Annotated in this window: 25 protein-coding genes, 1 pseudogene and 1 riboswitch; of the genes and pseudogenes, 8 read left to right on the top strand and 18 right to left on the bottom strand. The window is 69.8% G+C overall.

Annotated features, from left to right (window positions below):
* From STRCI_RS29290 to STRCI_RS29280, 3 genes are all read right to left on the bottom strand, one after another.
* Positions 1 to 537, bottom strand: a complete 537-nt coding sequence (locus STRCI_RS29290) for a hypothetical protein (RefSeq protein ID WP_269661946.1) — start codon at positions 535 to 537, stop codon at positions 1 to 3.
* Between the two features lie 51 nt (positions 538 to 588).
* Complete coding sequence (locus tag STRCI_RS29285; RefSeq protein WP_269661945.1) at positions 589 to 1,779, bottom strand: polyamine ABC transporter substrate-binding protein; 1,191 nt, start codon at positions 1,777 to 1,779, stop codon at positions 589 to 591.
* A 108-nt stretch (positions 1,780 to 1,887) separates the two neighbouring features.
* A complete protein-coding gene (locus STRCI_RS29280) occupies positions 1,888 to 3,327 on the bottom strand; it encodes a gamma-aminobutyraldehyde dehydrogenase (protein WP_269661944.1) in 1,440 nt (479 codons plus the stop codon).
* Positions 3,328 to 3,498: 171 nt separating this feature from the next.
* Here STRCI_RS29280 and STRCI_RS29275 point away from each other — a divergent pair, with 171 nt between their 5' ends.
* The 7 genes from STRCI_RS29275 to STRCI_RS29245 all read left to right on the top strand — a co-directional run bounded on the left by STRCI_RS29275 (position 3,499) and on the right by STRCI_RS29245 (position 10,169).
* Positions 3,499 to 4,029 (top strand): Lrp/AsnC family transcriptional regulator, encoded by a 531-nt coding sequence (locus STRCI_RS29275; RefSeq protein WP_269661943.1) that lies wholly within the window; start codon positions 3,499 to 3,501, stop codon positions 4,027 to 4,029.
* Between the two features lie 19 nt (positions 4,030 to 4,048).
* Positions 4,049 to 5,413: an aspartate aminotransferase family protein gene (locus STRCI_RS29270; protein ID WP_269661942.1), complete on the top strand. Its 1,365-nt coding sequence runs from the start codon at positions 4,049 to 4,051 to the stop codon at positions 5,411 to 5,413.
* Between the two features lie 179 nt (positions 5,414 to 5,592).
* Positions 5,593 to 6,333 carry an ABC transporter ATP-binding protein gene (locus STRCI_RS29265; RefSeq protein WP_269661941.1) on the top strand — a complete coding sequence of 247 codons (741 nt, stop codon included), beginning with the start codon at positions 5,593 to 5,595 and terminating at the stop codon, positions 6,331 to 6,333.
* Positions 6,315 to 7,634, top strand: coding sequence for a hypothetical protein (locus tag STRCI_RS29260; protein ID WP_269661940.1), 1,320 nt, complete (start codon positions 6,315 to 6,317; stop codon positions 7,632 to 7,634). The genes STRCI_RS29265 and STRCI_RS29260 overlap by 19 nt, the downstream gene beginning before the upstream one ends.
* Before the next feature lie 109 nt (positions 7,635 to 7,743).
* Positions 7,744 to 8,151, top strand: a complete 408-nt coding sequence (locus STRCI_RS29255; RefSeq protein WP_269661939.1) for a VOC family protein — start codon at positions 7,744 to 7,746, stop codon at positions 8,149 to 8,151.
* 44 nt (positions 8,152 to 8,195) lie between these two features.
* The gene (locus STRCI_RS29250; RefSeq protein ID WP_269661938.1) at positions 8,196 to 9,317 is read left to right on the top strand and encodes an LOG family protein; all 1,122 of its coding nucleotides are present in this window, start codon (positions 8,196 to 8,198) and stop codon (positions 9,315 to 9,317) included.
* 150 nt (positions 9,318 to 9,467) lie between these two features.
* On the top strand, positions 9,468 to 10,169 hold the full coding sequence (locus STRCI_RS29245) for an LAETG motif-containing sortase-dependent surface protein (RefSeq protein ID WP_418953387.1): 702 nt from the start codon (positions 9,468 to 9,470) through the stop codon (positions 10,167 to 10,169).
* Positions 10,170 to 10,282: 113 nt separating this feature from the next.
* Here STRCI_RS29245 and STRCI_RS29240 read toward each other — a convergent pair whose 3' ends face one another.
* From STRCI_RS29240 to rpsB, 10 genes are all read right to left on the bottom strand, one after another.
* Positions 10,283 to 11,311 (bottom strand): ABC transporter ATP-binding protein, encoded by a 1,029-nt coding sequence (locus STRCI_RS29240; protein ID WP_269661937.1) that lies wholly within the window; start codon positions 11,309 to 11,311, stop codon positions 10,283 to 10,285.
* On the bottom strand, positions 11,311 to 12,912 hold the full coding sequence (locus STRCI_RS29235) for an ABC transporter permease (protein WP_269661936.1): 1,602 nt from the start codon (positions 12,910 to 12,912) through the stop codon (positions 11,311 to 11,313). The genes STRCI_RS29240 and STRCI_RS29235 overlap by 1 nt, the downstream gene beginning before the upstream one ends.
* Before the next feature lie 35 nt (positions 12,913 to 12,947).
* Positions 12,948 to 14,033, bottom strand: a complete 1,086-nt coding sequence (locus STRCI_RS29230; RefSeq protein WP_269661935.1) for a thiamine ABC transporter substrate-binding protein — start codon at positions 14,031 to 14,033, stop codon at positions 12,948 to 12,950.
* A gap of 75 nt (positions 14,034 to 14,108) precedes the next feature.
* Positions 14,109 to 14,214: riboswitch (TPP riboswitch) on the bottom strand.
* 30 nt (positions 14,215 to 14,244) lie between these two features.
* Entirely contained in the window at positions 14,245 to 15,351 is a 1,107-nt protein-coding gene (gene rlmN, locus STRCI_RS29225; RefSeq protein ID WP_269661934.1) for a dual-specificity RNA methyltransferase RlmN, read from the bottom strand.
* A 47-nt stretch (positions 15,352 to 15,398) separates the two neighbouring features.
* The gene (locus STRCI_RS29220) at positions 15,399 to 15,848 is read right to left on the bottom strand and encodes an SRPBCC family protein (RefSeq protein ID WP_269661933.1); all 450 of its coding nucleotides are present in this window, start codon (positions 15,846 to 15,848) and stop codon (positions 15,399 to 15,401) included.
* Between the two features lie 106 nt (positions 15,849 to 15,954).
* On the bottom strand, positions 15,955 to 17,091 hold the full coding sequence (locus STRCI_RS29215; protein WP_269661932.1) for a phosphatidate cytidylyltransferase: 1,137 nt from the start codon (positions 17,089 to 17,091) through the stop codon (positions 15,955 to 15,957).
* Positions 17,091 to 17,648 (bottom strand): ribosome recycling factor, encoded by a 558-nt coding sequence (gene frr / locus STRCI_RS29210; protein WP_041821334.1) that lies wholly within the window; start codon positions 17,646 to 17,648, stop codon positions 17,091 to 17,093. Before frr ends, STRCI_RS29215 begins: the two co-directional genes overlap by 1 nt.
* A gap of 144 nt (positions 17,649 to 17,792) precedes the next feature.
* Positions 17,793 to 18,551, bottom strand: coding sequence for a UMP kinase (gene pyrH / locus STRCI_RS29205; protein ID WP_015657554.1), 759 nt, complete (start codon positions 18,549 to 18,551; stop codon positions 17,793 to 17,795).
* A gap of 182 nt (positions 18,552 to 18,733) precedes the next feature.
* Positions 18,734 to 19,570 (bottom strand): translation elongation factor Ts, encoded by an 837-nt coding sequence (tsf, locus tag STRCI_RS29200; protein ID WP_269661931.1) that lies wholly within the window; start codon positions 19,568 to 19,570, stop codon positions 18,734 to 18,736.
* 134 nt (positions 19,571 to 19,704) lie between these two features.
* Entirely contained in the window at positions 19,705 to 20,601 is an 897-nt protein-coding gene (gene rpsB, locus STRCI_RS29195) for a 30S ribosomal protein S2 (protein WP_269661930.1), read from the bottom strand.
* Positions 20,602 to 20,872: 271 nt separating this feature from the next.
* On the opposite strand from rpsB, the gene STRCI_RS29190 reads away from it, so the two are divergent.
* Complete coding sequence (locus tag STRCI_RS29190) at positions 20,873 to 21,409, top strand: M23 family metallopeptidase (RefSeq protein ID WP_269661929.1); 537 nt, start codon at positions 20,873 to 20,875, stop codon at positions 21,407 to 21,409.
* 43 nt (positions 21,410 to 21,452) lie between these two features.
* Here STRCI_RS29190 and STRCI_RS29185 read toward each other — a convergent pair whose 3' ends face one another.
* From STRCI_RS29185 to STRCI_RS29165, 5 genes and pseudogenes are all read right to left on the bottom strand, one after another.
* Complete coding sequence (locus tag STRCI_RS29185; protein WP_269664672.1) at positions 21,453 to 22,010, bottom strand: TetR/AcrR family transcriptional regulator; 558 nt, start codon at positions 22,008 to 22,010, stop codon at positions 21,453 to 21,455.
* Positions 22,011 to 22,095: 85 nt separating this feature from the next.
* Positions 22,096 to 22,938 (bottom strand): RNA polymerase sigma factor WhiG, encoded by an 843-nt coding sequence (gene whiG / locus STRCI_RS29180; protein ID WP_269661928.1) that lies wholly within the window; start codon positions 22,936 to 22,938, stop codon positions 22,096 to 22,098.
* Between the two features lie 282 nt (positions 22,939 to 23,220).
* On the bottom strand, positions 23,221 to 24,381 hold the full coding sequence (gene dprA / locus STRCI_RS29175; protein WP_269661927.1) for a DNA-processing protein DprA: 1,161 nt from the start codon (positions 24,379 to 24,381) through the stop codon (positions 23,221 to 23,223).
* Positions 24,378 to 24,896 (bottom strand): annotated as a pseudogene (locus STRCI_RS29170) (magnesium chelatase subunit ChlI family protein); the annotation flags it as partial. The gene dprA and the pseudogene STRCI_RS29170, both read right to left, overlap by 4 nt.
* Before the next feature lie 171 nt (positions 24,897 to 25,067).
* Positions 25,068 to 25,595: a hypothetical protein gene (locus tag STRCI_RS29165; RefSeq protein ID WP_269661926.1), complete on the bottom strand. Its 528-nt coding sequence runs from the start codon at positions 25,593 to 25,595 to the stop codon at positions 25,068 to 25,070.
* Positions 25,596 to 25,833 lie beyond the last annotated feature (238 nt).

Below are 25,833 nucleotides of genomic sequence, written 5' to 3'. Positions count from 1 at the left end.
TCACGTCTGGGGAGACGGAGTGAGACCTCCGGCAATAGCACTTTTCCCGAGGCTCTCCAGCCGCTTGATCTTCCGCCGTACGACGTACAACGGGATCACCCCGAACACCCCGAACGCCATGTCGATCACGGTCCACCAGAAGGGGATCCCCCGGATCGGCCCGCAGATCAGGGCGAGCGGGACGATGCCGGCGCAGGCGATCATCCCGAACTCGACGACCCAGATGTTGCGGACCGGGTCGCGGTACGGCCCGTAGAAGGCGACGGCGATGACGAGATGGGCGAAGGCCAGCCAGTCCGTGCCGTAGAGCAGGAACGGGTAGTGGGCGTCCGCGGTGTCGAGGCCGCGCCGCACCCGTTCGATCCACTCCATGAGCGCGGGGAGGTGCTCCTGCGCCGACAACGACCGCAACACGTCCTCGGTCCAGCGTAGTTCGTGCACCAGTGGGAAGGCCGTGGCACCGCTCAGCACCAGGCACACGACGAAGAAGACCAGCCAGACGCGAATGCCCTTGAGCAGGGCGGCTCTGTCGCTCATGACAGCAGCGTACGCCCGTTGTTGAACGTGTTCAAAAGTGCCGAGTGTGATCTACAACCCCACGATCTCGTTCCACCGCTTCCCGAGGTCCACCCGCTCCTCGGAGGTGATGTCGCGGGCGATGGACAGGCGTTCGCGCATCGCCGAGTCCGGGAAGATCAGGGGGTCCTCGGCCAGGGCCGCGGTCTCCTCGTCCTTCGCCGAGGCGAGGACGTCCTGGGCGGCCGGGACCGGGCAGACGTAGTTGACCCAGGCGGCCAGGTCCGCCGCCACCTCGGGCTCGTAGTAGTAATCGATCAGGCGCTCGGCGCTCGTCTTGTGGCGGGCGAGGTTCGGGATCATCAGGGACTCGGACCAGAGTTCGGCGCCCTCCTCGGGGACGACGAACTCGATGTCGGGGTCGTCGGCCTGGAGTTGGATGACGTCGCCGGAGTACGCCTGACAGGCGAGGACGTCACCGCTGGAGAGGTCCTTGATGTAGTCGTTGCCGGTGAAGCGGCGGATGTGACCGCTGTCCACCCGCCGTTCGACCTGCTCGCACACCGTCTGGAAGTCGTCCGCCGTCCACCGGGTGATGTCGACGCCGTTGCCCTGCATCAGCAGCGCGAACGCCTCGTCGAGACCGGAGAGAAGCGTGACCCGGCCCTTGAGGTCGTCCGCCCAGAGATCGGAGACCTGGCGGATCTCACGGCCGAGACGACGGCGGTTGTACGCGATCCCGGTGATGCCCGACTGCCACGGCACGGTGAACTCGCGGCCCGGGTCGAAGACGGGCGAGCGCAGCAACGGGTCCAGATACCGCGTCACATGGGGCTGACGCGTCCGGTCCATCTCCTGGACCCAGCCCAGCCGGACGAAGCGCGCGCACATCCAGTCGCTGATGACGATGAGATCGCGGTCCGTCTGCTGACGGTTCATCAGCGAGGGGCTGATCTTGCCGAAGAACTCGTCGTTGTCGTTGATCTCCTCGACGTAGTCCACGGAGATCCCGGTGCGCTTCTCGAACGTGTCCAGCGTGGGCCGCCGCGTCTCGTCCGCGTCGTCGACGTCGATGTACAGCGGCCAGTTCGCCCAGGTGAGGCGCCTGTCCTCGGCGGAGACATCGGCCCCGGCCCGGTCGGCGGGCGACACATAGGCGGGCCGCACCCCGCATCCGGCGAGCCCGCCCAGCAGGGCGCCCCCACCGAGGGTGCGCAGCAGGGTGCGACGGGACAGCCGGGAGTTCTTCGGTGGGAGGGCCATGGCGGCAGCATCCCGCCGCGGCCCCCGGCCGATCAATCGACGTCGCGTCGAGTGGACAGCCACTCGCCGGACACCTTGTCGACCGGCCGGGGCCGCGACGGTCCGGGACTACGCGTCGAGGGACGTCATGACGTGCTTGATCCGCGTGTAGTCGTCGAAACCGTAGCCCGACAGGTCCTTGCCGTAGCCGGACTTCTTGAAGCCGCCGTGCGGCATCTCGGCGACCAGCGGGATGTGGGTGTTGATCCACACGCAGCCGAAGTCCAGCGTCTTGGACATCCGCATCGCGCGGGCGTGGTCCTTGGTCCACACCGAGGAGGCGAGGGCGTAGTCCACGCCGTTGGCCCACTCGACGGCCTGCGCCTCGTCCGAGAAGGACTGGACGGTGATGACCGGGCCGAAGACCTCGTTCTGGATGATCTCGTCGTCCTGCTTCAGGCCGGAGACGACGGTGGGCGCGTAGAAGTAGCCCTTGTCACCGACCCGCTGACCGCCGGCCTCGACCTTGGCGTGCGCGGGCAGCCGCTCGATGAAGCCGGAGACCTGCTTGAGCTGGTTGGGGTTGTTCAGCGGGCCGAAGAGCACGTCCTCGTCGTCCGGCTGACCTGTCTTCGTCTCGGCGGCGGCCTTGGCGAGCGCGGCCACGAACTCGTCGTGGATGGACTCCTGGACGAGGACGCGGGTGGCCGCCGTACAGTCCTGGCCGGCGTTGAAGAAGCCCGCCACCGAGATGTCCTCGACGGCCTTGGCGATGTCGGTGTCCTCGAAGACGACGACCGGCGCCTTGCCGCCCAGCTCCAGGTGGACCCGCTTGAGGTCCTTGGACGCCGACTCGGCGACCGACATGCCCGCGCGGACCGAGCCGGTGATGGAGGCCATCGCCGGGGTCGGGTGCTCGACCATCAGGCGGCCGGTGTCCCGGTCGCCGGTGACGACGTTGAAGACGCCCTTGGGCAGGATCGAGCCGATGATGTCGGCGATCAGGACGGTGGACGCCGGGGTGGTGTCCGAGGGCTTGAGCACGACGGTGTTGCCCGCGGCGATGGCCGGCGCGAACTTCCACACGGCCATCATCATCGGGTAGTTCCACGGCGCGACCTGCGCGCAGACGCCGACCGGCTCGCGGCGGACGATGGAGGTCATCCCCTCCATGTACTCACCGGCCGAGCGGCCCTCCAGCATCCGGGCCGCACCGGCGAAGAACCGGATCTGGTCCACCATCGGCGGGATCTCCTCGGACCGCGTGAGCCCGATCGGCTTGCCGGTGTTCTCCACCTCGGCCGCGATCAGGTCCTCGGCGCGCTCCTCGAACGCGTCCGCGATCTTCAGCAGAGCCTTCTGGCGCTCGGCGGGGGTGGTGTCGCGCCAGGCGGGGAAGGCGCGGGCGGCGGCCTCCATGGCGGCGTCGACGTCCGCCTGCCCGGACAGCGGCGCGGTCGCGTACGCCTCGCCCGTCGCGGGGTTGACCACCTCGGTGGTCCGTCCGTCGGCGGCGTCCCGGAACTCACCGTCGATGTAGTTGCGCAGACGACGCAGCTCGGTGCTCACTGCCGGCCTCCTGTGTCAGGGTCGAACTGTCCAATAGCTGAGACACCCACCCTAATCGGCAGGCCCGCGTTTTCAACACCCCCGATCCTGCCAGAACTGCGAAATCCGCAGTACTCACTCACGTAAACAACGAATTTCATCGCCCGGCCCTTGCGGAACTGTCGAGACCTCGTGCACAGTGACGTCGTGGCCAGTCGAAGCGCAGACCCCAGGGACTCCCGTGAGTCCCCCCGCGAATCCAGGAACGGCAGCACGCCGCACCTGGACGCCGTCTCCCTCGCCATCATCGAACAGCTCCAGGAGGACGGCCGTCGGCCGTACGCCGCGATCGGCAAGGCCGTGGGCCTGTCCGAAGCGGCCGTGCGCCAGCGCGTCCAGAAGCTGCTCGACCAGGGCGTGATGCAGATCGTCGCCGTCACGGACCCGCTCACCGTGGGCTTCCGGCGCCAGGCGATGGTCGGTATCCATGTGGAGGGCGACGTGGAGTCCGTCGCCGACGAGCTGACCGTGATGGCCGAGTGCGAGTACGTGGTGATGACCGCCGGGTCCTTCGACCTGATGGTGGAGATCGTCTGCGAGGACGACGACCACCTGCTGGAAGTCATCAACCGCCGCATCCGCGCCATCCCCGGAGTGCGCTCCACCGAGAGCTTCGTCTATCTGAAGCTCAAGAAGCAGACCTACATGTGGGGAACCCGATAGCCGTGAGGACCCGATAACCGTGAGCTCCAAGGACCTCAGCCAGACCGCGTACGACCACCTGTGGATGCACTTCACCCGCATGTCCTCGTACGAGAACTCACCCGTCCCCACCATCGTCCGGGGCGAGGGCACCTACATCTACGACGACAAGGGCAGGCGCTACCTCGACGGTCTCGCGGGCCTGTTCGTGGTCCAGGCCGGTCACGGCCGCACCGAGCTCGCCGAGACCGCCTCCAAGCAGGCGCAGGAGCTGGCCTTCTTCCCGGTCTGGTCCTACGCCCACCCCAAGGCAGTCGAGCTCGCCGAGCGCCTCGCGCACGAGGCCCCGGGCGACCTCAACAAGGTCTTCTTCACCACCGGCGGCGGCGAGGCGGTCGAGACCGCCTGGAAGCTCGCCAAGCAGTACTTCAAGCTCACCGGCAAGCCCACCAAGTACAAGGTCATCTCCCGCGCGGTCGCCTACCACGGCACCCCGCAGGGCGCCCTGTCCATCACCGGCCTGCCGGGCCTGAAGGCCCCCTTCGAGCCGCTGGTGCCGGGCGCGCACAAGGTGCCGAACACCAACATCTACCGCGCCCCGCTCTTCGGCGACGACCCCGAGGCCTTCGGCCGCTGGGCCGCCGACCAGATCGAGCAGCAGATCCTCTTCGAGGGCCCCGACACCGTCGCCGCGGTCTTCCTGGAGCCCGTGCAGAACGCGGGCGGCTGTTTCCCGCCCCCGCCCGGCTACTTCCAGCGGGTCCGCGAGATCTGCGACCAGTACGATGTGCTGCTCGTCTCCGACGAGGTCATCTGCGCCTTCGGCCGCCTCGGCACCACGTTCGCCTGCGACAAGTTCGGCTACGTCCCGGACATGATCACCTGCGCCAAGGGCATGACCTCGGGCTACTCGCCGATCGGCGCCTGCATCATCTCCGACCGCCTGGCCGAGCCGTTCTACAAGGGCGACAACACCTTCCTGCACGGCTACACCTTCGGCGGCCACCCGGTCTCCGCGGCGGTCGGCCTCGCCAACCTCGACCTGTTCGAGCGCGAGGGCCTCAACCAGCACGTCCTCGACAACGAGGGCGCCTTCCGCGCCACGCTGGAGAAGCTGCACGACCTGCCGATCGTCGGCGACGTCCGCGGAAACGGCTTCTTCTACGGCATCGAGCTGGTGAAGGACAAGGCCACCAAGGAGTCCTTCAACGACGAGGAGACCGAGCGGGTCCTCTACGGCTTCCTCTCCAAGGCCCTCTTCGACAACGGCCTGTACTGCCGTGCCGACGACCGCGGCGACCCGGTCGTCCAGCTCGCCCCGCCGCTGATCTCCAACCAGGAGACCTTCGACGAGATCGAGCAGATCCTGCGCGCGACGCTCACGGAGGCGTGGACGAAGCTCTGACCCTTCGCGCCACGACGGCCCGGATGCACCCATGCGAGTGAGAAGGGTGCACCCGGGCCGCGTGCTGTCCGGCGTTTCTGCCGCGAATCCTTAGCGTGCCTGGTAACCGATCGGCCCTGCTTTCGTTCCCCCGCACGGGGGACGGCAAGGCACTACGGATCAGAACGAGGTGTACGCGCATGGAGGCCCCGCCCGACAACGATGTGCTCTGGGCCCGCGCCCTGCACTTCGCCCACCAAGACGGCTCGCCGGCACTCGGCGGTGTCTCGCTCGGCGTCCGGGAGGGCGAGATCCTCGCCGTGAACGGCCCGCGCGGCAGCGGCAAGACCACCCTGCTGCGCTGTCTGTCCGGCCAGGTGCCCACCCAGCGCGGCGAGGTCTGGTTCAACAGCGTGCCGGTGCACACCATGGGCCCGATCGGCCGCGAACGGCTGCGCCGCGACCGCTTCGGCTGGATCGACCCCGAACCGGCGCTGGTCCCCGAGCTCAACGTCTGGGAGAACGCGGCCCTGCCCCTGATGCTGCGCGGCACGACCCGCCGCCGCGCCAAGACGGCCGCGCTGGAGTGGCTGGAGCGCCTCGACATCGGCGAGGGCGCCCGCAAGCGGCCCCGCGAACTGACCCAGGCGCAGCGCCAGCGCGTCTGCATCGCCCGTGCGCTGGCGCCCGCGCCGACCGTCCTGTTCGCCGACGAGCCGACGGCCCCGCTGCACCGCGCCGACCGCGCGCACGTCCTGCGCACGCTCACTACGGCGGCCCGCTCGCACGGCATCACGGTCGTCCTCGCCACCCATGACACGGAGACGGCGGCACTGGCCGACCGCACGGTGTCGCTGCTGGACGGCCGCCGCGTGCACACGGTCCACCTGCCGCCGATGGCCGAGGCGGAAGGCCGGGCCGCGTGCTCGCTCTCCGTCTGACCCGCCGCGCCCGTCCCGCCGTACAACTGCGCCGCCTGCTGGTGGCGTCGGCCTCGGCGGGCACGGGCTTCCTGCTCCTGTGCGCCCTGGGCCACGCGATGACCCACCCCGGCTCCCCCGGCACGTCCTTCCTCCGCCTCACCTGGTGCGCGGCCCCCCTGGCGGCAACGGTCCACTTCGCGGTGGCGGTGTCCCGCACGGACCCCGGCACCCGCCCCCGCCCCGGCCTGGCGGCGATCGGCCTCGGCCCGTACCGCCTGATGGCCGTCTCGGCCACGACAACGGCCCTGTCGACCCTGCTCGGCTCGATGCTGGCCCTGCTCTTCTTCCTCCATCTGCGAGGCGACCTGACGGGCATGCCCTTCGACGGAGCGGCGGCGGACTTCCTGGCAGCCTCGGAGCCCCTCCCCCTCCCGGCGGCCCTGACCCTGCTGACCCTGGTCCCGGCAGCGGCATCCCTGGCCGTGGCCTTCACCGTGCGCCCAAGAGAGACAAAGCCACCTGCCGAAGGCCCACGCCGCTACGGCCGCTTCGGGGCGTACGGCGGTTCGGGGGCACGGGAGACGTTCGGCGCGTACGGAAGGTTCGGCGCGCGGATGCGCCGTACGGAACCCGCGAGCAGCCGCGCCGCGACCGTATCCACGGAGCCCGCGGGCAGTCGTGTCGCCGAGGCGGCACCGGACGCACCCACCGCACCCCCCTCCGGCCTCCCCTGGGGCACCGCCATCCTCGCCGCCGGCCTCGCCGTGGAGGCATACGCCAGCACCGCCACCACCCCCTCCGCCCCCATGCCGGGCGGCCTCCCCACCGGCCCCGCCGCAGTGCTCGTCGGCTGGGCCCTCACCGCCATCGGCCTGGCCCTCGCCGGCCCCGGCCTCACCCACCTCTGCGGCCGCCTCCTCCAGTCCCTCCGCCCGGGCGCCCTCCGCCTCCTCGCCGGCCGAGTCCTCATGGAGGAGGCCACCCGCATCGGCCGCCCCCTCGGCGTCGTCTGCGCCGTGGCCTCCGCCGCGTACGCCATGGCCGTACTCCACGACCCGGACGCCGACGGCCGCGCCCTCGGCCCCCTCACCACCCTCGGCGCGACCGTGGTCACCGGCTGCGCGGTCGCCACCCTCATCACGGCGGCCGTGGAAGCACGACAGGCCAGGGCCGGCACCACCGCCGCCCTGCTCCGCCTCGGCGCCCCGCCCACGACGCTCCGCGGCGCCGCCGCCCTCCGCGCGGGCGCGCTCCTGGCCGCGTTCGGCCCGCTCACGCTGGTCGTCGCCGAACTCGCGGCCCTCCCCCTCGCCCGCTGAGCACGCCCCGGGAAATCCGTACGAAAAAAATCACGGGACCGCGTTGAGTTCCGCCCCGGCCCCCGGTCTACCCAACCGAACAGACCGACCCCGATGGGAGAGACTCCAGATGTACCAGCAGATGATCTTCGTGAACCTGCCCGTCGCCGACCTCGACGCCTCCAAGAAGTTCTTCACGGAGCTGGGCTACTCGATCAACCCCCAGTTCAGCGACGAGAACGCGGCGAGTGTCGTGATCAGCGAGACCATCGTGACGATGCTCCTCACCAAGCCGTTCTACGCGACGTTCACCGACAAGGAGATCGCGGACGCCACGAAGACCAGCGAGGTGGCGATCTGTCTGAGCGCCGAGAGCCGCGAGAAGGTCGACGAGCTGGTGGAGAAGGCCGTCGCCGCCGGCGGCACCGCCTCGGACAAGGTCCAGGACATGGACTTCATGTACGGCCGCGGCTTCGACGACCTCGACGGCCACAGCTGGGAGGTCGTATGGATGGACCCGGCCGCGATCGAGGGCTGAGAGCCCGCGTCGGAAGCCACGGCCGCCGTGTCTAGCATGGGCGCGTGCAGACGATGCCCGCCCATGCGGCCCACCACGACGACCGTGAGATCGAGACGCTCCAGGAGTTCGACGCCACCGTCTCCGCGCGCGGCACGCTCGCCGGATTCCGGATCCAGGCCGTCGATCTGACGGACCGTACGCGCGAACTGCTCGCCACCGACACCGCGGGCGCCATATTCCTCGGCTGCCCGATGCGCGAGAACGCCGCCGCGAAGATCCGCGCGGACGGTGCCATGGTCTTCCCGCCGGTCCCGGACCTGCCCTTCGATCCGTACCGCGGTCTGCTCTACACCCCGGACGAGCTCTTCGCCCATCTGGACAAGGGTTATGAGCACACCCCCGACGCGCTCACCTACGCCTGGTTCCAGCAGACCAAGGCGGACGGCGACATACTCGCGTCGATGCTGCGCTCCGTCCACGACGACGCCGTCTCCGACGCCCTCGACGAACTCCTGCGCGGAGCAAGGGTCGTGGGCGTCATGGGCGGCCACGCGATGGCCCGCGGCACGGACGCCTACGCCGGTGCCGCCCGCCTCGGCCGCGAGCTGACCCGGGCCGGACTCACCGTCGCCACCGGCGGCGGACCCGGCGCGATGGAGGCCGCGAACCTCGGCGCGTACGCCGCCCCGTACGGGGACGAGATGCTCACCGAGGCCCTCGGACTCCTCGCGAGGGACCCGAAGTTCACCCCGTCCATCACCGCCTGGGCGACGGCCGCCTTCGAGGTCCGCACCCGCTGGCCCAAGGGCGGCGCCTCGATCGGCATCCCGACCTGGTTCTACGGCCATGAGCCGCCGAATCCCTTCGCCGCGCACATCGCCAAGTACTTCGCCAACGCGACCCGCGAGGACGGCCTGCTGGCCCGCGCCAACGCCGGTGTGGTCTTCCTGCCGGGGGCCGCCGGCACCGTACAGGAGATCTTCGACAACGCGACGCCGAACTACTACGAGTCGCGCGGCGAGCCCACGCCGATGGTGCTGGTCAACCGGGAGCACTGGACGGAGAAGCTGCCGACGTGGCCGCTGCTCCGGTCGCTCGCGCGGGAGCGGTCCATGGAGTCCCGTATCGCCCTGGTCGACCGGATCGAGGAGGCTCCGGAGGCGCTGAAACGTCTCGGCGGTTAATAAGAGGGCAAAGCCAAGGCCCTTGTCCGGCATATGCGTTGACACTACTTACGCAGCGCTTATAAACCTGTGAGCCTCCTGGGAGTGGAGATGCGCCCGTGTCACCGCTCCCCCAACCCCCCGCATATGCGCAACATGTGAAGGACAAACGTGGCAGTCCTGTCCGCTTTGCCGATATCCCGCCGTACCGTCGCCCGTTCCGCGCGCGTGCTCGGCCTCGCCTCCGCCTCGGCCGCACTCGTGCTCGGTGTCGGCGGCAACGCGTTCGCGTGCAACATCAACGAGTTCTCCGCCGAGGCCAAGTGCGACGGTGACAACGGTGTCATCACCGTCACCGACGTCGACCCCACCGGCGTTCCGGCCACGGTCACCGTCTACCTCCAGAACAACGGCGCCGATCTGAAGAAGGTCGGCGAGCAGGTGGTCGAGGGCTCGCGCGAGGGTGTCACCATCACCTTCGCCGAGGACTGGAAGCCGGACGCGGAGTACCGCATCCACGTCAAGGCCGGCAACCAGGTCGACGAGGACATCAAGCCGAATCTGACGACCCCGTCCACGGCCTGCAAGAAGGAGGACACCCCGGCCCCGTCGGACAGCCCGTCCGCGACGCCGTCGGACGACGCCTCCACCCCGGCCGAGGAGGAGTCCTCCCCGGCTCCGTCCCCCTCCGAGGGCGAGAGCACCCCTCCCGCGGACACCTCCAGCAACGCCCCGTCCCCGGCCGGTGAGTCCAACCTCGCCGAGACCGGCGCCGACTCCAACACCCCCCTGATCGCGGGCATCGCGGTCGCTCTGGTCGCGATCGGCGGCGGCGCGGTCTTCTTCGGCCTGCGCAAGCGCGGCACGCGCTGACCTTGGGAGCGGGCCATCACTCCGGCCTCGGCCCGAGGATGGCCCGCTTCACCCGCCCAGGGGCGCGGGGAACTGCGCGACAAGCCACGACGGCGCAGCAGTCAAGCACGCACCTACCGCGGCTCCGCCAGCACAACAACCTCCGCCGCATCGAACTCCACCCCAACCTCATCCCCCACCCCCGGCGCCGCGCGGAGCGCACACGCGGCCTCCAGCCGAGGCGCATCCTCAGGCTGAAGGTGTACGGCGACATGCGTGCCCTTGAACGTCCGGGCGGCCACCGTGCAGCGAAGCCCCTGGTCGGCGGCGACCAGCCGCACCCCCGCGGGCCGGACGAGCAGCGTACGAGGGCCCTCAGGAGTGTCGTCGGGCACCGGCAGCTTGCCCCAGGGCGTGGCGGCGGCCTGCCCGGCGACCGTCGCCGGGACCACGTTGTCGAAGCCGAGGAACCGGGCCACGAACTCGTCCGCCGGCCGTTGCCACACCTCAAGTGGCGTCCCCGTCTGGGCGATCCGCCCGTCCCGCATCACCACGACCCGGTCGGCCAGAGCGAAGGCCTCGCCCTGGTCGTGCGTCACCGCGAGCACGGTGGTACCCAACTCACTGAACAGTTCCCGCAGTTCCATCACCAGACGCTCCCGCAGCGAGCGGTCGAGCTGCCCGAGCGGCTCGTCGAGCATCAGCAGCCGCGGCCTGGGCGCCAGCGCCCGCGCCAGCGCCACCCGCTGCTGCTCCCCACCGGAGAGCGAGGCCACGGCCCTGCGGGCGGCGCCGGGAAGCCCGACGAGGTCCAGCAACTCGCGTACCCGGTCGGCCTGTTCCGCCTTTGAAGCCCCGTGCATCCGCAGCCCGAAGGCAACATTCCCGCCCACGTCCCGCTGCGGAAAGAGCTGATGATCCTGGAACATCAGCCCGACTCCCCGCCGGTGCGCGGGAATCCCGTTCTGGTCGTTCCCGTCGAGCGCCACCCGCCCCGCGTCCAGCGGCTGCAAGCCCGCGACCGCCCGCAGCAGCGTCGACTTGCCGCTGCCGCTCGGCCCGAGAACGCACACCACCTCGTGCTCGGCCACCGACAGGTCCACCGCGTCGAGCACGGCCCGCCCGCCGAACCGCACGGTCGCGTTCTCCAGGCTCAGCAGCATCAGAACTCCCCCGTCCGATCGGTCCGCAGCCGCTCCAGCACCAGCAGCGCCACCGCGCACACCACCATCAGAATCGTCGAAAGGGCCATCGCCTGGCCGTAGTTGAGCTGACCGGCCCGGCCGAGCAGCTTGGCCACCGCGACCGGCAGCGTCGGATTGTCCGGCCGCGCGATGAACACGGTCGCCCCGAACTCCCCCAGCGACACGGCGAAGGCGAACCCGGCCGCGATCAGCAGCGCCCGCCGCACCATCGGCAGATCCACCTCCCGCCACACCCGCCACGGCGACGCCCCGAGCACGGCCGCCGCCTCCCGCAGCCGCTGATCCACGGCGCGCAGCACGGGCAGCATGGTCCGTACGACGAAGGGGACGCCCACGAGTGCCTGGGCGAGCGGCACCAGGATCCAGCTGGCCCGCAGATCGAGCGGCGGCTCGTCCAGAGCGATCAGGAACCCGAACCCGACGGTCACCGCGGACACCCCGAGCGGCAGCATCAGCAGCGCGTCGAAGCCCCGTACGAACCGTCCCGCGTCCCGTCGGGTCAGCGCGGCGGCGGCGAGTCCGCCGATCACCACGGCGACGGCGGTCGCGACCGCGGCGTACTCCAGCGAGTTCCCGATCGCCTCGATCGGCGGGACCAGGAAGACCCCGCGGTCGGCCGAGGTCAGCTCCCGGTAGTAGGCGAACCCGGGCGCGTCCAGGGACCGCTGCACCAGCACGGCGAGGGGCAGCAGGAGCAGTACGACGATGGTGACCAGGACGCCGGCCAGCAGCGCCCACTGCCCGGCTCCGCGCGGCCGGCGCGCGGTCAGCGAGGCGTCCACCAGCCGCAGCGCGGTCTCCCGCCGCCGTACCGTCCAGGCGTGCACGGCGAGGATCGCGCCGACGGCCACGAACTGGACGAGGGTGAGGACCGCGGCCGTGGCCAGGTCGAAGATCTCGGAGGTCTGGCGGTAGATCTCCACTTCGAGGGTGGAGAAGGTGGGGCCGCCGAGGATCTGCACGACACCGAAGGAGGTGAAGGTGAACAGGAAGACCATCAGGGTGGCGGCGGCCACGGCCGGGCCGAGGGCGGGCAGGGTGATCTGCCGCCAGGCCTTGAAGCGCGACGCCCCGAGCATCCGGGCCGCCTCCTCCTGCCGTGGATCGAGCTGCGCCCACAGTCCGCCGACGGTGCGCACGGCGACCGCGTAGTTGAAGAAGACATGCGCCAGCAGGATCGCCCACACGGTGGTGTCCAGCCGTAGACCCCACAGCTCGTCGAGCAGTCCGCCCCGGCCGACCAGCGCCAGGAAGGCCGTACCGACGACGACCGTCGGCAGCACGAACGGCACCGTCACCACGGCCCGCAGCACCTGCTTGCCGGGGAAGTCGTAGCGCGCGAAGACATAGGCGCCGGGCAGTGCGACCAGCAGGGTCAGCGCGGTCGAGGCGAGGGCCTGCCAGGTGGTGAACCACAGGACGTGCCGGATGTCCGGCTGGGCCACGACATCCCAGATCCGGCCGAAGTGCCAGGCCCCGTCGGCGTGCAGACCGCGCGCGACGATCGCGGTGACGGGGTAGGCGAAGAAGACGCCGAAGAACGCGACGGGCAGGGCCATCAGACCCAGCCGCGCCGCGTGCCTCCTCGGGCGGGCTACTTCAGTACGAGCGAGGTCCACGACTTGACCCACTCATCGCGGTGGTCGGCGATCTTCTCGGGGTCCATGGTCTGCGGGTCCTCGGCCCGCGGACCGTACTTCACGAACTCCTGGGGCACCTGGGCGCCCTCGCGGACCGGGTAGACGAACATGTTGAGCGGCATGTCGTCCTGGAACGGCTTGCTGACCAGGAAGTCGAGCAGCGCCTTGCCGCCCTCGGTGTTCTTGGCGTTGCTCAGCAGACCGGCGTACTCGACCTGCCGGAAGCAGGTGCCCTCGGCGACGCCGGTGGGCGCGGTGGTTGGCTTGGGATCGCCGTAGATCACCTCGGCGGGCGGCGAGGAGGCGTACGAGACGACCAGCGGCCGCTCCGCCTTCGCGGCCTTGCCGCCGGCGGAACCGGAGAACTCCTCGTTGTAGGCCTGCTCCCAGCCGTCGACGACCTTCACGCCGTTGGCCTTCAGCTTCGTCCAGTAGTCCTGCCAGCCGTCGTCCCCGTACTGCGCGGCGGTGCCGAGCAGGAAGCCGAGGCCGGGCGAGGAGGTCGAGGCGTTCTCGGTGACCAGGAGGTTCTTGTACTCGGGCTTGATCAGGTCGTCGAAGGTCGACGGCGGCGTCAGCTTGTGGTCCTCGAAATACTGCTTGTCGTAGTTGACGCAGATGTCGCCGGTGTCGATCGGCGTGACCCGGTGCTTGTCCGTGTCGGCCCGGAACTCCGGCACGATCAGGTCGGACCCCTTGGCCTCGTACGGCTGGAAGAGCCCGTTGTCGAGCGCCCGGGACAGCAGGGTGTTGTCGACGCCGAAGAAGACGTCGCCCTGCGGGTTGTCCTTGGTGAGGATGGCCTTGTTGACGGCCTGCCCGGCGTCGCCGTCCTCCAGGACCTTGACCTGGTACCCGGAGCTCTTCTCGAACTCGGCGAGGACGTCCTTGGACACGGCCCACGAGTTGTGGCTGACGAGCGTGACGGTCTTGGAGTCGCCCGAGTCGCCGCTGTCGGACGACCCGCACGCGGCCAGCGTGGGCAGCGTGACGAGACCGAGGCCGACGGCCATGACCGTGGCCTTCTTGGTGATGCTCACTGAATTCCTCCTGGAGTGGACCAGGAAGAGACGCGGCCCTGCCCGGAGCGGCAGCTTCCGGGCAGGGCGCAACAGCTTGAGTGACGACCGATCTCCCTACCCAGAATGACCTGGGCCAGGTTCAGAGGGTCTGCGGCCTGTCCCGCACTCTCAGCGCTGTGGCGCTCCCCTGTCGGATATGAAGATGTGCGTACGGATGTACGCGCTCAGACTACCGCTCGGTGGCCGCGAGCTGACCACACGCCCCGTCGATCTCCTGACCTCGGGTGTCCCGGACGGTCACCGGCACCCCGTGGGCGGCGATGGCCTCCACGAACGCCTTCTCGTCCTCGGGCCGCGAGGCGGTCCACTTGGACCCCGGAGTCGGATTCAGCGGAATCAGGTTCACATGCACGGGCTTGCCCTTGAGCAGCCGCCCGAGCCGGTCACCGCGCCAGGCCTGGTCGTTGATGTCCCGGATGAGCGCGTACTCGATGGACAGCCGGCGCCCGGACTTCGCGGAGTACTCGAAGCCCGCGTCGAGGACCTCGCGCACCTTCCACCGCGTGTTCACGGGGACGAGGGTGTCACGCAGCTCGTCGTCGGGCGCGTGCAGCGAGATCGCGAGCCGGCATTTGAAGCCCTCGTCGGAGAACCGGTGGATGGCCGGGACGAGACCGACGGTGGAGACGGTGATCCCGCGCTGTGACAGCCCGAGCCCGTCCGGCTCGGGGTCGGTGAGCCGCCGGATGGACCCGACGACCCGGTTGTAGTTGGCGAGCGGCTCGCCCATGCCCATGAAGACGATGTTGGACAGCCGGGCGGGCCCACCGGGCACCTCCCCGTCCCGCAGCGCCCGCATCCCGTCGACGATCTGATGGACGATCTCGGCGGTGGACAGATTCCGGTCGAGCCCGGCCTGCCCGGTCGCGCAGAACGGGCAGTTCATCCCGCACCCCGCCTGCGAACTGATGCACATGGTCACCCGGTCCGGATACCGCATCAACACCGACTCGACGAGCGTCCCGTCGAACAGCCGCCACAGCGTCTTACGGGTGGTCCCCTGGTCGGTCGACAGATGCCGTACTACCGTCATCAGCTCGGGGAACAGCTCCTCGCGCAGCTTTCCGCGCGCCCCGGCAGGGATGTCGGTCCACTGCTCGGGGTCGTGGGTGTACCGCGCGAAGTAGTGCTGCGAGAGCTGCTTGGCACGAAACGGCTTCTCCCCGACCGCCGCGACGGCGTCCTTGCGCTCGGCGGGCGAGAGATCGGCGAGATGCCGCGGCGGCTTCTTGGCTCCGCGCGGGGCGACGAATGTGAGTTCTCCGGGCTTAGGCATGGCCGTACCAGTGTCGCAGATCGATTGGTGTGGCCAGGTCCGCCCGTTTACGCGGTGGTCCCCTCCAGCCTCTCCTTCAGGAGTGCCTCGTCGCGGGGGAGCTCCTTGCGGACCTGGGGACGGACGACGAGGGGCACCAGGACCTTGCCCAGGCCGTGTCCTTCGAAGTCGATCTCTATGGTCACGCGGGAGCGGAGGCCGTTGTCGAGCGGTTCGATCGAACCGTGGGTGCGGGGCCGGACCGGGCCCCCAACCCCGTGCAGGTCCCAGCTGTGGGGCGGGTCGAGGTCGTCGAACTCGATCATCATCGGGATCTCGCGGTTGCCGATGCGGCGGATGACCTTGACCTGGGAGCCGGGATGGACGGGCCCCTCTTCGAGCGACTCGGCCTTGACCGCGCTCAGCTGCCATTCGGGCAGGTGGGAGGGGTCGGTGATGTAGGCGAAGACGTCGGCGGGAGTCCGGTCGACGTCAATGGACTGTCGGATGGCGGACATGGTGAACCCCCTTGGCGGGTGTACACCCAAATCGTCCCACCGCAGCGCCGAGGAGAACAGCAGAGCCCCCGCCGGAGCGGGGGCTCGACCGGGGTCCGTACGACACTCAGCCGGATCCGACGAACAGCACCAGCAGCAACCACACCACCGGCGCCGTCGGCAGCAAGGAATCCAGACGGTCCATGATGCCGCCGTGGCCCGGCAGCAAGGTGCCCATGTCCTTGATGCCGAGGTCCCGCTTGATCATCGACTCGCCGAGATCGCCCAGCGTGGCGCTCGCCGCGACCGCGAGGCCCAGCAGCAGCCCCTGCCACCAGGTGCCGTCGTCGATCAGGAACTGCATGCACAGCGCGCCCGCGACCATGGCGAAGGAGACCGCTCCCAGCAGGCCCTCGCGGGTCTTGCCGGGGCTGATGCGCGGGGCGAGCTTGTGCTTGCCGAAGCGCCAGCCGACGGCGTACGCGCCGGTGTCGCTGACGACGGTGAGCAGCAGGAACGTCAGCACCCGCCAGGCGCCGTCGTCGGCGGTCAGCATCATCGCGACGAACGTCGCCAGGAAGGGGACGTAGAACGCCGCGAAGACGCCCGCCGTGACGTCCTTGAGGTAGCCCTCCGGCGGCTCGGTCATCCGCCAGACCAGGACGGCCAGCGCGGTCAGCGCCATCGCCACCCAGGCGCCCTCGGCCCCGCGGACGTACCCGGCGACGACCATCGCCGCGCCGCCGAGCGCGAGCGGCACGAGCGGCGCCTTGATCGCCTTGCGCTCCTCCAGCCGCTTGGTCAGCTCCCACAGGCCCACGACGACGGCGACGGCCACGACGCCGACGAACACCGCCTTGACGACGAACAGCGAGGCCACGATCACCGCGCCGAGCCCGACGCCGACGCCTATGGCCGCACCCAGGTCGCGTCCCGCACTCTTCTTCTGCGGTCGCGGCGCCGGCTGCGGGGCGTCGTGCATGGGCTCCGGATTCTGCGGCGCGGCCGGGTAGGTCCGCGCCTGCGGCGTCTCGTCGCGGAACAAGGGGCCGCTCAGCCGAGCGGCCCCCCGGTCGTCATCCTGGTCTCCGCCATACGCGGGTACGTCGGGCACGATGGGCATGGGGCGAGTGTGCTGCGCCTGAGGCGCATCGTACGCGGGACCCGCCGGGGCAGCCCCCTGGACAGGCCCCTGGTCGGACGGTCCCCAGTACCCGGCCGACGGGCCGGCGTGTGGCGGAGCGCCCCAGGAAGAGTCGTTCATCAGACCTCGAGCAGCTCCGCTTCCTTGTGCTTCAGGAGCTCGTCCACCTGGGCGACGTACTTGTGCGTCGCGTCGTCGAGCTCCTTCTCCGCACGGCGGCCTTCGTCCTCGCCGACCTCGCCGTCCTTGACGAGCTTGTCGATCGCGTCCTTGGCCTTGCGGCGCACCGAGCGGATGGACACGCGCGAGTCCTCGGCCTTGCCCTTGGCGACCTTGATGTAGTCGCGGCGGCGCTCCTCGGTGAGCTCGGGGAACACCACACGGATGATGTTGCCGTCGTTGCTCGGGTTGACGCCCAGGTCGGAGTCGCGGATCGCCTGCTCGATGTTGCGCAGCGCGCTCTTGTCGAACGGGGTCACGACCGCCATGCGCGGCTCCGGCACGGAGAACGAGGCCAACTGGTTGATCGGCGTCGGCGCGCCGTAGTAGTCGGCCACGATCTTGTTGAACATCGCCGGGTGCGCACGGCCGGTGCGGATCGCGGCGAAGTCCTCCTTGGCGACCACGACGGCCTTCTCCATCTTCTCCTCGGCCTCGAGGAGGGTCTCTTCGATCACCACTTGCTCCTGCGTGTCTTGAGTAGGCCCGGCTGCGGTTCCGTTACGGGGGCGGCGGCCGGCTGCGTCGCGTCTTCTTCCTGCACGGTTCCCGACCGGCAGAACATTGTCCATCCCCCGGTCAGGGTCCGTAGGTGTTGCCGGTCAGTCCCGGCTGTCCTGGTCACCCACAAGCGTGCCGATCTTCTCACCCTTGACGGCGCGGGCGATATTGCCCTCCGCCAGAAGCTCGAACACCAGGATCGGGAGCTTGTTGTCGCGGCACAGCGTGATGGCCGTGGCGTCGGCGACCTTGAGGTCCCGGGTGATGACCTCGCCGTAGCCGAGGGAGTCGAACTTGACCGCGTCCGGGTTGGCCTTGGGGTCGGAGTCGTAGACCCCGTCCACGCCGTTCTTGCCCATCAGCAGGGCCTCGGCGTCGATCTCCAGGGCGCGCTGGGCGGCGGTGGTGTCGGTGGAGAAGTACGGCATGCCCATACCGGCGCCGAAGATGACCACGCGGCCCTTCTCCAGGTGGCGCACGGCGCGCAGCGGGATGTACGGCTCGGCGACCTGGCCCATGGTGATGGCGGTCTGGACCCGGCTGTCGATGCCCTCCTTCTCCAGGAAGTCCTGGAGGGCGAGGCAGTTCATCACGGTGCCGAGCATGCCCATGTAGTCCGAGCGGGCGCGGTCCATGCCGCGCTGCTGGAGTTCCGCGCCGCGGAAGAAGTTGCCGCCGCCGATGACGACGGCGATCTCCGCGCCGTCCCGCACGACGGCCGCGATCTCACGGGCGATCTTGTGCACCACGTCGGGGTCCACGCCCAGGCCCCCGCCACCGGAGAATGCCTCACCGGACAGCTTCAGCAGAAACCGGCCGCGTACTTTGCCGTCGTCGCTCTTCTGGGCCTTGGTGGTCATGGAGATCCCGCCTCTTTCACGTGTTGCACATACGAAGAAGGCCATTGCCGGTGGGGTGTTGGCATCCCATGCGCGGCAATGGCCTCCTCGTCAGATCTGCTGTCGTCCGCCACGCAGGTGACGGCGTACCGGGACGACTGCTGTCGACCCTATCGGGGTCGCGCGTCGTTCGCGGTACGGACTCAGATGCCGACCTTGATGCGCGTGAAGCGCTTCAGGGTGACACCGGCCTCCGCCAGAACCTTCTCGACGGACTTCTTGTTGTCGAGGGCGTACGGCTGGCCGAGCAGCGTGGCGTCCTTGAAGAAGCCGTTGAGGCGACCCTCGACGATCTTCGGCAGGGCGGCCTCGGGCTTGCCCTCGGCGCGGGTGGTCTCCTCGGCGACGCGGCGCTCGGACTCGACGACCTCGGCCGGCACGTCCTCCTTGGAGAGGTACTTCGGCGCGAAGGCGGCGATGTGCTGGGCGACGCCCTTGGCCAGGTCGGCGTCGGCCTTGTCCAGCTCGACCAGGACACCGATCTGCGGCGGCAGGTCGGGCATGGTGCGGTGCATGTAGGCGTAGACGAAGCCGTCCGCGAACTGCGCGAAGCGGTCCAGGACGATCTTCTCGCCGAGGTTGGCGTTGGCCTCGTCGACGAACGCCTGAACGGTCTTGCCGGCCTCGATCTCGGAGGCGAGCAGGGTCTCCAGGTCGGCCGGGGAGGTGGCGGCGACGTGCTGCGCGATCTGGTTGGCGACGGCCTGGAACTTCTCGCCCTTGGCGACGAAGTCCGTCTCGCACTTCAGCTCGACCAGGACACCGGAGGTGTTGTCGTCGGCGATGAGGGAGACCACGGCGCCGTTCTCGGCGGAGCGGCCCTCGCGCTTGGCGACGCCCTTCTGGCCCTTGATCCGGAGCGCCTCGACGGCCTTGTCGACGCTACCCTCGGCCTCGTCGAGCGCCTTCTTGCAGTCCATCATGCCGGCGCCCGTGAGCTCACGGAGCTTCTTGACGTCGGCGGCGGTGTAGTTCGCCATGAGTCGTTGAGTCTTTCTCGAAGTCGGAGAGATCTACCCGATCCACTTTCCCCATCGAGATGGAGAAGGCGAATCTACGGGTGAACGGCGGGGGCGATCCGGATGTCGCCGCCCCCGCCGTCAACGCTGACTGATCAGGCCTGCTCGGCGTCCGCGGCCGGAGCCTCGGCGGCCGGGGCCTCCGCGGCGGGGGCCTCCGCGGCGGGGGCCTCCGCAGCCGGGGCCTCCTCGGCGGCGGGAGCAGCCTCGTCGGCCTTCTTCTCACCCTCGAGCAGGTCGCGCTCCCACTCGGCGAGCGGCTCGCCCGCGGCCTTCTCACCCTTGTCGCCGGTGGCGACGCCGGAACGGGCGATGAGGCCCTCGGCGACGGCGTCGGCGATCACGCGGGTGAGCAGGGTGACGGAGCGGATCGCGTCGTCGTTGCCCGGGATCTTGTAGTCGACCTCGTCGGGGTCGCAGTTGGTGTCGAGGATCGCGACGACCGGGATGTTCAGCTTCCGGGCCTCACCAACCGCGATGTGCTCCTTCTTGGTGTCCACGATCCAGACGGCGCTGGGCACCTTCTGCATCTCGCGGATACCGCCGAGGGTCTTCTCCAGCTTGGCCTTCTCGCGGGAGAGGACCAGGAGCTCCTTCTTGGTCAGACCGGAGGCCGCGACGTCCTCGAAGTCGATCTGCTCAAGCTCCTTCAGGCGCTGAAGGCGCTTGTAGACGGTCGAGAAGTTGGTGAGCATGCCGCCCAGCCAGCGCTGGTTGACGTAGGGCATGCCGACGCGGGTGGCCTGCTCGGCGATGGCCTCCTGCGCCTGCTTCTTCGTACCGACGAACATGACCGTGCCGCCGTGGGCGACGGTCTCCTTGACGAACTCGTAGGCGCGGTCGATGTACGACAGCGACTGGAGCAGGTCGATGATGTAGATGCCGTTGCGCTCGGTGAAGATGAAGCGCTTCATCTTCGGGTTCCAGCGACGGGTCTGGTGACCGAAGTGGACGCCGCTCTCCAGCAGCTCCCGCATCGTGACGACGGCCATGGCCGTTCTCCTTGAGTTTCTCGGTTGTGCCGCGGATGCCGGACGGCTCCCGCGCCTGACGCCCGCATGCGCCGTGCCACGAAGGACCGAGGAGCGCTGACACAGGTCGTTTTGTCGACCCGATGTCGGGGCGTGCGAAGTCGACCCGGTGACCCGGATCGCCAACAGAAGTGTACGTGACCGAGAAGGCACCGGGTGACGCCGCTGTCCACAAGCGGGGGGTGGCCCACAGATCACGCCATGATCACCGGGGTGCGGGGAGCCTGGGCGGATGCGAGCGAAACGATGTGCGGGTACGGCGGCGGCCCTGGCGCTGGCCGTCCTGCTGCTGCCGGGCCGGGCCCCGCGGCCCCCCGCCCTGTCCGCCTCCTCGACGGCCGTCACCACCTGGCCTGTCCCCGATTCCACGGTCCTGCGCGGCTGGGACCCTCCGCCGACTCCCTACGCCCGAGGCCACCGGGGAGTGGACCTGGCGGCCCCCACGGGCACGCCGGTACGAGCGACGAGAGCGGGCCGGGTCTTCTTCGCCGGCCGCGTGGCGGGCAGAGGCGTCATCTCCATCGAACATACGAACACGGGCACCCCACCCCTCCGAACGACGTACGAGCCGATCGATCCGGAGGTGCGGAAGGGAGCGGAGGTTCGGGCAGGCCAGATGATCGGCAAGGTGGGCGAGGCCACGCCCCACTGCCCGACGTCCTGCCTCCATTGGGGCCTGCGCAGAGGGGACACCTATCTGAACCCACTGACGCTGCTGAACAGGGGCCCGTCGATCTTGCTGCCGGTGCTGGGGGTACCGCTGCCCTAGAACTGTGGGGGTACCACTGCCCCAGAACTGTTCGGCGGAGCGATCAGCCCCGCACTCCCCGCAGCGCCATGGACACCGCCGCGTCCGTGATCGCCGACGGCTCCTCCGCCGCGCCGAGCTCGATCCGCCGCACGGCCGCGTCCACGACACCCTGGAGCAGCATCGCCGCCAGCCGGGGCTCCGCGTGTCCCAGCTCCCCGAGCGCCTCGACGATCATCGCGACGAGCCCACCGTGCGCGGCCCGGATCTTCTCCCGCGCCCCCGCGTCCAGCTCACTCGCGGAGATCGCGACGACCGCGCGGTGCCGCCGGTCCCCGACCAGCGCCAGCTGTGCCCGCACATACGCCTCGACCTTGGCCTCGGCCCCGTCCGCCGCGGCCATCGCCGCGGACACCTCGGCGGCCCAGACCGGGAAGTCGACCTCGCACAGCTCCTCGACCACGGCGGCCCGTGACCGGAAATACTCGTACACGGACGACCGGGCGAGCCCCGTCCGCTCGGCGAGCGCCGGGAACGTCAGCGCCTCCGTCCCGCCCTCGGACAGCAGGGAACGAGCCGCGTCCAGCAGGGCGGCTCGCTGCATCGACCGGTGCTCGGCCACGGAGGCCGCTCGAATCCTTGGCACGCCGTCCACTCTACGGACGCACCGCCCACGACGGGAGTGGCTCAGGGCGGCCCGCTGTCGTTCATCGGCCGAAACTCGCCAGCTTCGCCCGCAACTGAAGCACCGACTTGGTGTGGATCTGGCTCACCCGGCTCTCGGTCACCCCCAGCACGTTCCCGATCTCGGCCAGCGTGAGCCCCTCGTAGTAGTAGAGCGTCACCACGGTCTTCTCCCGCTCCGGGAGCGTGTTGATCGCCCGCGCCAGAAACCGCCGCAGCTCCCGGTCCTCGGCCACCTCCACGGGGTTGTCCGCGGCGGTGTCCTCCAGCGTGTCCATGACGCTCAGACCGTCGCCGCCCTCACCCCCCACATGCAGCAGCTCCTCCAGCGCCACCACGTTGGCCAGCGACAACTGACTGAAGACCGAGTGGAGTTCGTCCACCGCGATCCCCATCTCGGCGGCCACCTCCCCCTCGGACGGCGTTCTGCGCAGCCGCGCCTCCAGCGTGGCGTAGGCCCGCTCCACGTTGCGCGCCTTCTGCCGTACCGAACGCGGAATCCAGTCCAGCGCCCTCAGCTCGTCGATCATGGCGCCCCGGATCCGGGTGATCGCGTACGTCTCGAACTTGATCTCCCGGTCGATGTCGAACTTCTCGATCGCGTCGATCAGCCCGAACACTCCCGAGGACACGAAGTCGGCCTGCTCCACATTGGGCGGCAGCCCGACGCTGACCCGCCCCGCCACGTATTTCACGAGCGGCGAGTAGTGCAGGATCAGCTGCTCGCGCAGCCGTTCGCCCCCCGTCGCCTTGTACGACCGCCACAGCTCGTCGAGCGTCGAGGGAGCGGGCGGCCGCACGTTGCCACCGTCGCGGGCGGCTGGGGGGATCGCCGCCCGGTCGGACCCGGAGGTGTGCTGGGGCATTCGTCGCCTTGTGCCGTTCTGCCGTGAAGTGCGGGTGCCTGGGTGAGCTGTCGGTCTGGTACGGGTCTGGTGCCGAGTTGCCGGTCTGCACCGGAATTCACGTGAGCGTAGCGTGACTGGAGTGTTGCGGTGTGCGAAGGCCGGGGCTCGGGGCGTGCGCAGATACGTTCCGCTAGGCGCCCCCTCGGGGCATGCCCGTCGCTCTGTGTGATCGGCCCCGCGCATCAACTGCGGGAATTTCCAAGGGCGTCGCGGTTCCCCCGGACGGCCGAACACGCTCGGTCAGCATCGACTCCGACCTCCGCGGACCGAGATCATCGCCTGGCGTGTCAACTTCCAGCCGTCGCCGTGTCGTTCGACGTATCCAAGTGCTCGGAGTTCGTACAGCCGGGCGACGGCGTCGTCGTCCGTGGTCTGCGCCGCGCGGGCGACCTCGTCGAGCGGGGCGGTACGGCTTCCGGGCAGCGCGTTCAGCACCCGCCGCGCACCCGGCGCCAGCAGATCCCGCGGCAGGACGGGCCCGCGCCGGTCGGGCGCGAGCTCCCCCATGTCTCCGACCAGCTCCACGACTTCCGCGGCGTCGGTGACCAGGACGGCCTCCCCGCGCAGCAATTCATGCACCCCGGCGGAGAGCCCGCTGGTCGTCGGCCCCGGTACCCCCATCGTGTGGCGCCCCAGCCGCTGTGCCGCCCGCGCGGTGGCCAGTGACCCACTGCGGTGCGCGGCCTCGACGACGACGGTGCCCCTGGTGAGCGCCGCGATCACCCGGTTGCGGACGATGAACCTGCTCGGCGTCGGATGGTCACCGGGCGGCAACTCCCCGATGACGAGCCCCTGTTCCGCGATCCGGGTGATCAACTGGGTGTGCCCGCGGGGGTACGGCCGATCGACACCGCAGGCCAGCACGGCGACGGTGGCCCCGCCCGCGGCCAGAGCCCCCCGATGAGCGGCCCCGTCGATGCCGTAGGCACCCCCGGAAACGACCACCCACCCCCGCTCGGCAAGCCCGGACGCCAGCGTGGCCGCCACATGGGCCCCGTACTCCGTACAGGCCCGCGCCCCCACCACGCCCACGGACCGCAGCGCCCACATCCTCAGGCTGGGCCGCCCACGGACCCAGAGCCCCACCGGCCGGGCATCCCCGAGATCGTCCAGCTGCCCGGGCCACTCCGCGTCCCCCGGACACACGAACCGCACCTCCGCCTCCCGGGCAACCTCGAGGTCCCGCCCCGGATCAGCCCGCTCGGCCCTCCCCACCAGCCCGCCCCAGCGCCGCACACTCACCCCCGCGAACGGCTTCCCCCCACCCCTCAACCGCCCCGCGACCTCCCGAACCCCCACCTCCCGCAGCCAACGCCCGGCCACCTCGTCCCCGGGTTCGAGAACCCGGGCGAGGAAGACCCGGTCGTGGAGCTCGTCGCCGGGATCGTCGGCGCGAGTCACGTCAACGCCCCGATGGCCATGGGGACCCCACGGGGGACCCCGGTGCGCAGTTGCAGCGCGAGGGCGACGTCCATCGCGTCGGGCCGGTCGTGGCCGACGAGGTCGGCGACGGTCCAGGCGACCCGCAGGACGCGGTCGAGTCCGCGCGCCGTGAGCACGCCCCGCTCCAGGTTCCGCTCGGCCTCGTCCATCGCGCCGGGTGCGGCGTACCAGCGGCTGCGCAGTTCCCGGCCCGGCACCTCGCTGTTCGTCCGCCAGGGTGTGCCGGCCAGGCGGGCGGCCGTTCGCTCCCTGGCCTGCCGGACCCGGGCGGCCACCGTCGCCGTGGACTCGCCGCGGGCGCCGCGCTCGGTGAGTTCGGCGCGGGTGATCCGGTCGACCTCGACCCGTAGATCGACCCGGTCGAGGAGCGGCCCGGAGAGCCGGGCCTGGTAGCGGCGGATCGCGGTGGGCGGGCATTCGCAGAAGTCGTCGTTCTGCGAGAAGCGGCCGCAGGGGCAGGGGTTGGCGGCGAGCTTATGGGGGTCGCTCGTCCCTGTCCGTTGTCCACACGAAGCACAACCCCACCGGACCTCGGCCCCCAGCATGAGAGCCCCGACCGACTTCGGCACGGGGCTCTCATGTCACTTACTGTGATCTTTGACTGGCAGAGATCACGCTCTCCAAGTACAGGCGACAGGCTTGACTCAGTGCCCCTTCGCCTCTCGCCACTTCTTTAGCTGGGCGGCGATCTTGGTGTCCTTGCGAAGCTGATCGGGAGTACCAGTGAACGCACGTACATCAGCGAGCAGCGAGCGGTCCTGGCGATCGGTGAGCTTGGGCGCGAGGAGATCCAACAGCTCGGCCCACTTTTCCTGCGGCAGCTTGTCCGACAGCTTCGGGATGATGGACCGGAACGCGAAGGTCCGCAGCGCATATGCAGCCTGGACACCGTCAAACCGCTCGATTAGCTCGATGTAGTACGGCTCTGCGTTCCATGCGATGCCACGCGAGTTCGTCAGGAACACGCTGACCAGTGTGGCAACGTACGGGCCCGTCAGCAGCGCGGGGACCTCTCCGTGCCGGCCGACGACGTCTCTGAGTCGACGGGCGACCGGAGGCTCCTCGTAGAAGTTGTTGTATCCCTCGTGGGCGCGCTTGAGGTCGTCCAGGGCCTCTTGGATCTCCACGAGGCGATCGGACTCCGGCAGGTAGGCGGCTCCGCCGTCGACCAAGCTGAGGAACTCCTTCGCCCGCTCGGCTCGACCGTTGTCCGCGTTAGCCCGGAAGCGCGCGAGCTTTCTCGCAGCTGATGATTTCTCGCACTCTTAGATTTCTCGCATCCCCCTCCACGCGGTCCGTGCGTCGGCCGCGTTCACCAACCGGGCGAGCACCTACGCCCGCTGTCAGTGCGCCATGCGACCCTCAACCTCGCCCAAGCGCTTCAGCCGGCACGCCTGTTGAGATGGGGGA

The organism is Streptomyces cinnabarinus, from assembly GCF_027270315.1.
GTDB lineage: Bacteria > Actinomycetota > Actinomycetes > Streptomycetales > Streptomycetaceae > Streptomyces > Streptomyces cinnabarinus.
Note: the sequence above shows the minus strand (reverse complement) of the source record. Positions and strands in the feature narration are given on the sequence as shown.

Bases quoted from the DNA above. Each gene is read 5' to 3' on its own strand.
- STRCI_RS29290 (WP_269661946.1), bottom strand. From the start codon at position 537: ATGAGCGACAGAGCCGCCCTGCTCAAGGGCATTCGCGTCTGGCTGGTC.
- STRCI_RS29285 (WP_269661945.1), bottom strand. From the start codon at position 1,779: ATGGCCCTCCCACCGAAGAACTCCCGGCTGTCCCGTCGCACCCTGCTG.
- STRCI_RS29265 (WP_269661941.1), top strand. From the start codon at position 5,593: ATGGAGGCCCCGCCCGACAACGATGTGCTCTGGGCCCGCGCCCTGCAC.
- STRCI_RS29255 (WP_269661939.1), top strand. From the start codon at position 7,744: ATGTACCAGCAGATGATCTTCGTGAACCTGCCCGTCGCCGACCTCGAC.
- STRCI_RS29240 (WP_269661937.1), bottom strand. From the start codon at position 11,311: ATGCTGCTGAGCCTGGAGAACGCGACCGTGCGGTTCGGCGGGCGGGCC.
- STRCI_RS29235 (WP_269661936.1), bottom strand. From the start codon at position 12,912: ATGGCCCTGCCCGTCGCGTTCTTCGGCGTCTTCTTCGCCTACCCCGTC.
- rlmN (WP_269661934.1), bottom strand. From the start codon at position 15,351: ATGCCTAAGCCCGGAGAACTCACATTCGTCGCCCCGCGCGGAGCCAAG.
- STRCI_RS29220 (WP_269661933.1), bottom strand. From the start codon at position 15,848: ATGTCCGCCATCCGACAGTCCATTGACGTCGACCGGACTCCCGCCGAC.
- STRCI_RS29215 (WP_269661932.1), bottom strand. From the start codon at position 17,091: ATGAACGACTCTTCCTGGGGCGCTCCGCCACACGCCGGCCCGTCGGCC.
- pyrH (WP_015657554.1), bottom strand. From the start codon at position 18,551: ATGACCACCAAGGCCCAGAAGAGCGACGACGGCAAAGTACGCGGCCGG.
- tsf (WP_269661931.1), bottom strand. From the start codon at position 19,570: ATGGCGAACTACACCGCCGCCGACGTCAAGAAGCTCCGTGAGCTCACG.
- rpsB (WP_269661930.1), bottom strand. From the start codon at position 20,601: ATGGCCGTCGTCACGATGCGGGAGCTGCTGGAGAGCGGCGTCCACTTC.
- STRCI_RS29190 (WP_269661929.1), top strand. From the start codon at position 20,873: ATGCGAGCGAAACGATGTGCGGGTACGGCGGCGGCCCTGGCGCTGGCC.
- whiG (WP_269661928.1), bottom strand. From the start codon at position 22,938: ATGCCCCAGCACACCTCCGGGTCCGACCGGGCGGCGATCCCCCCAGCC.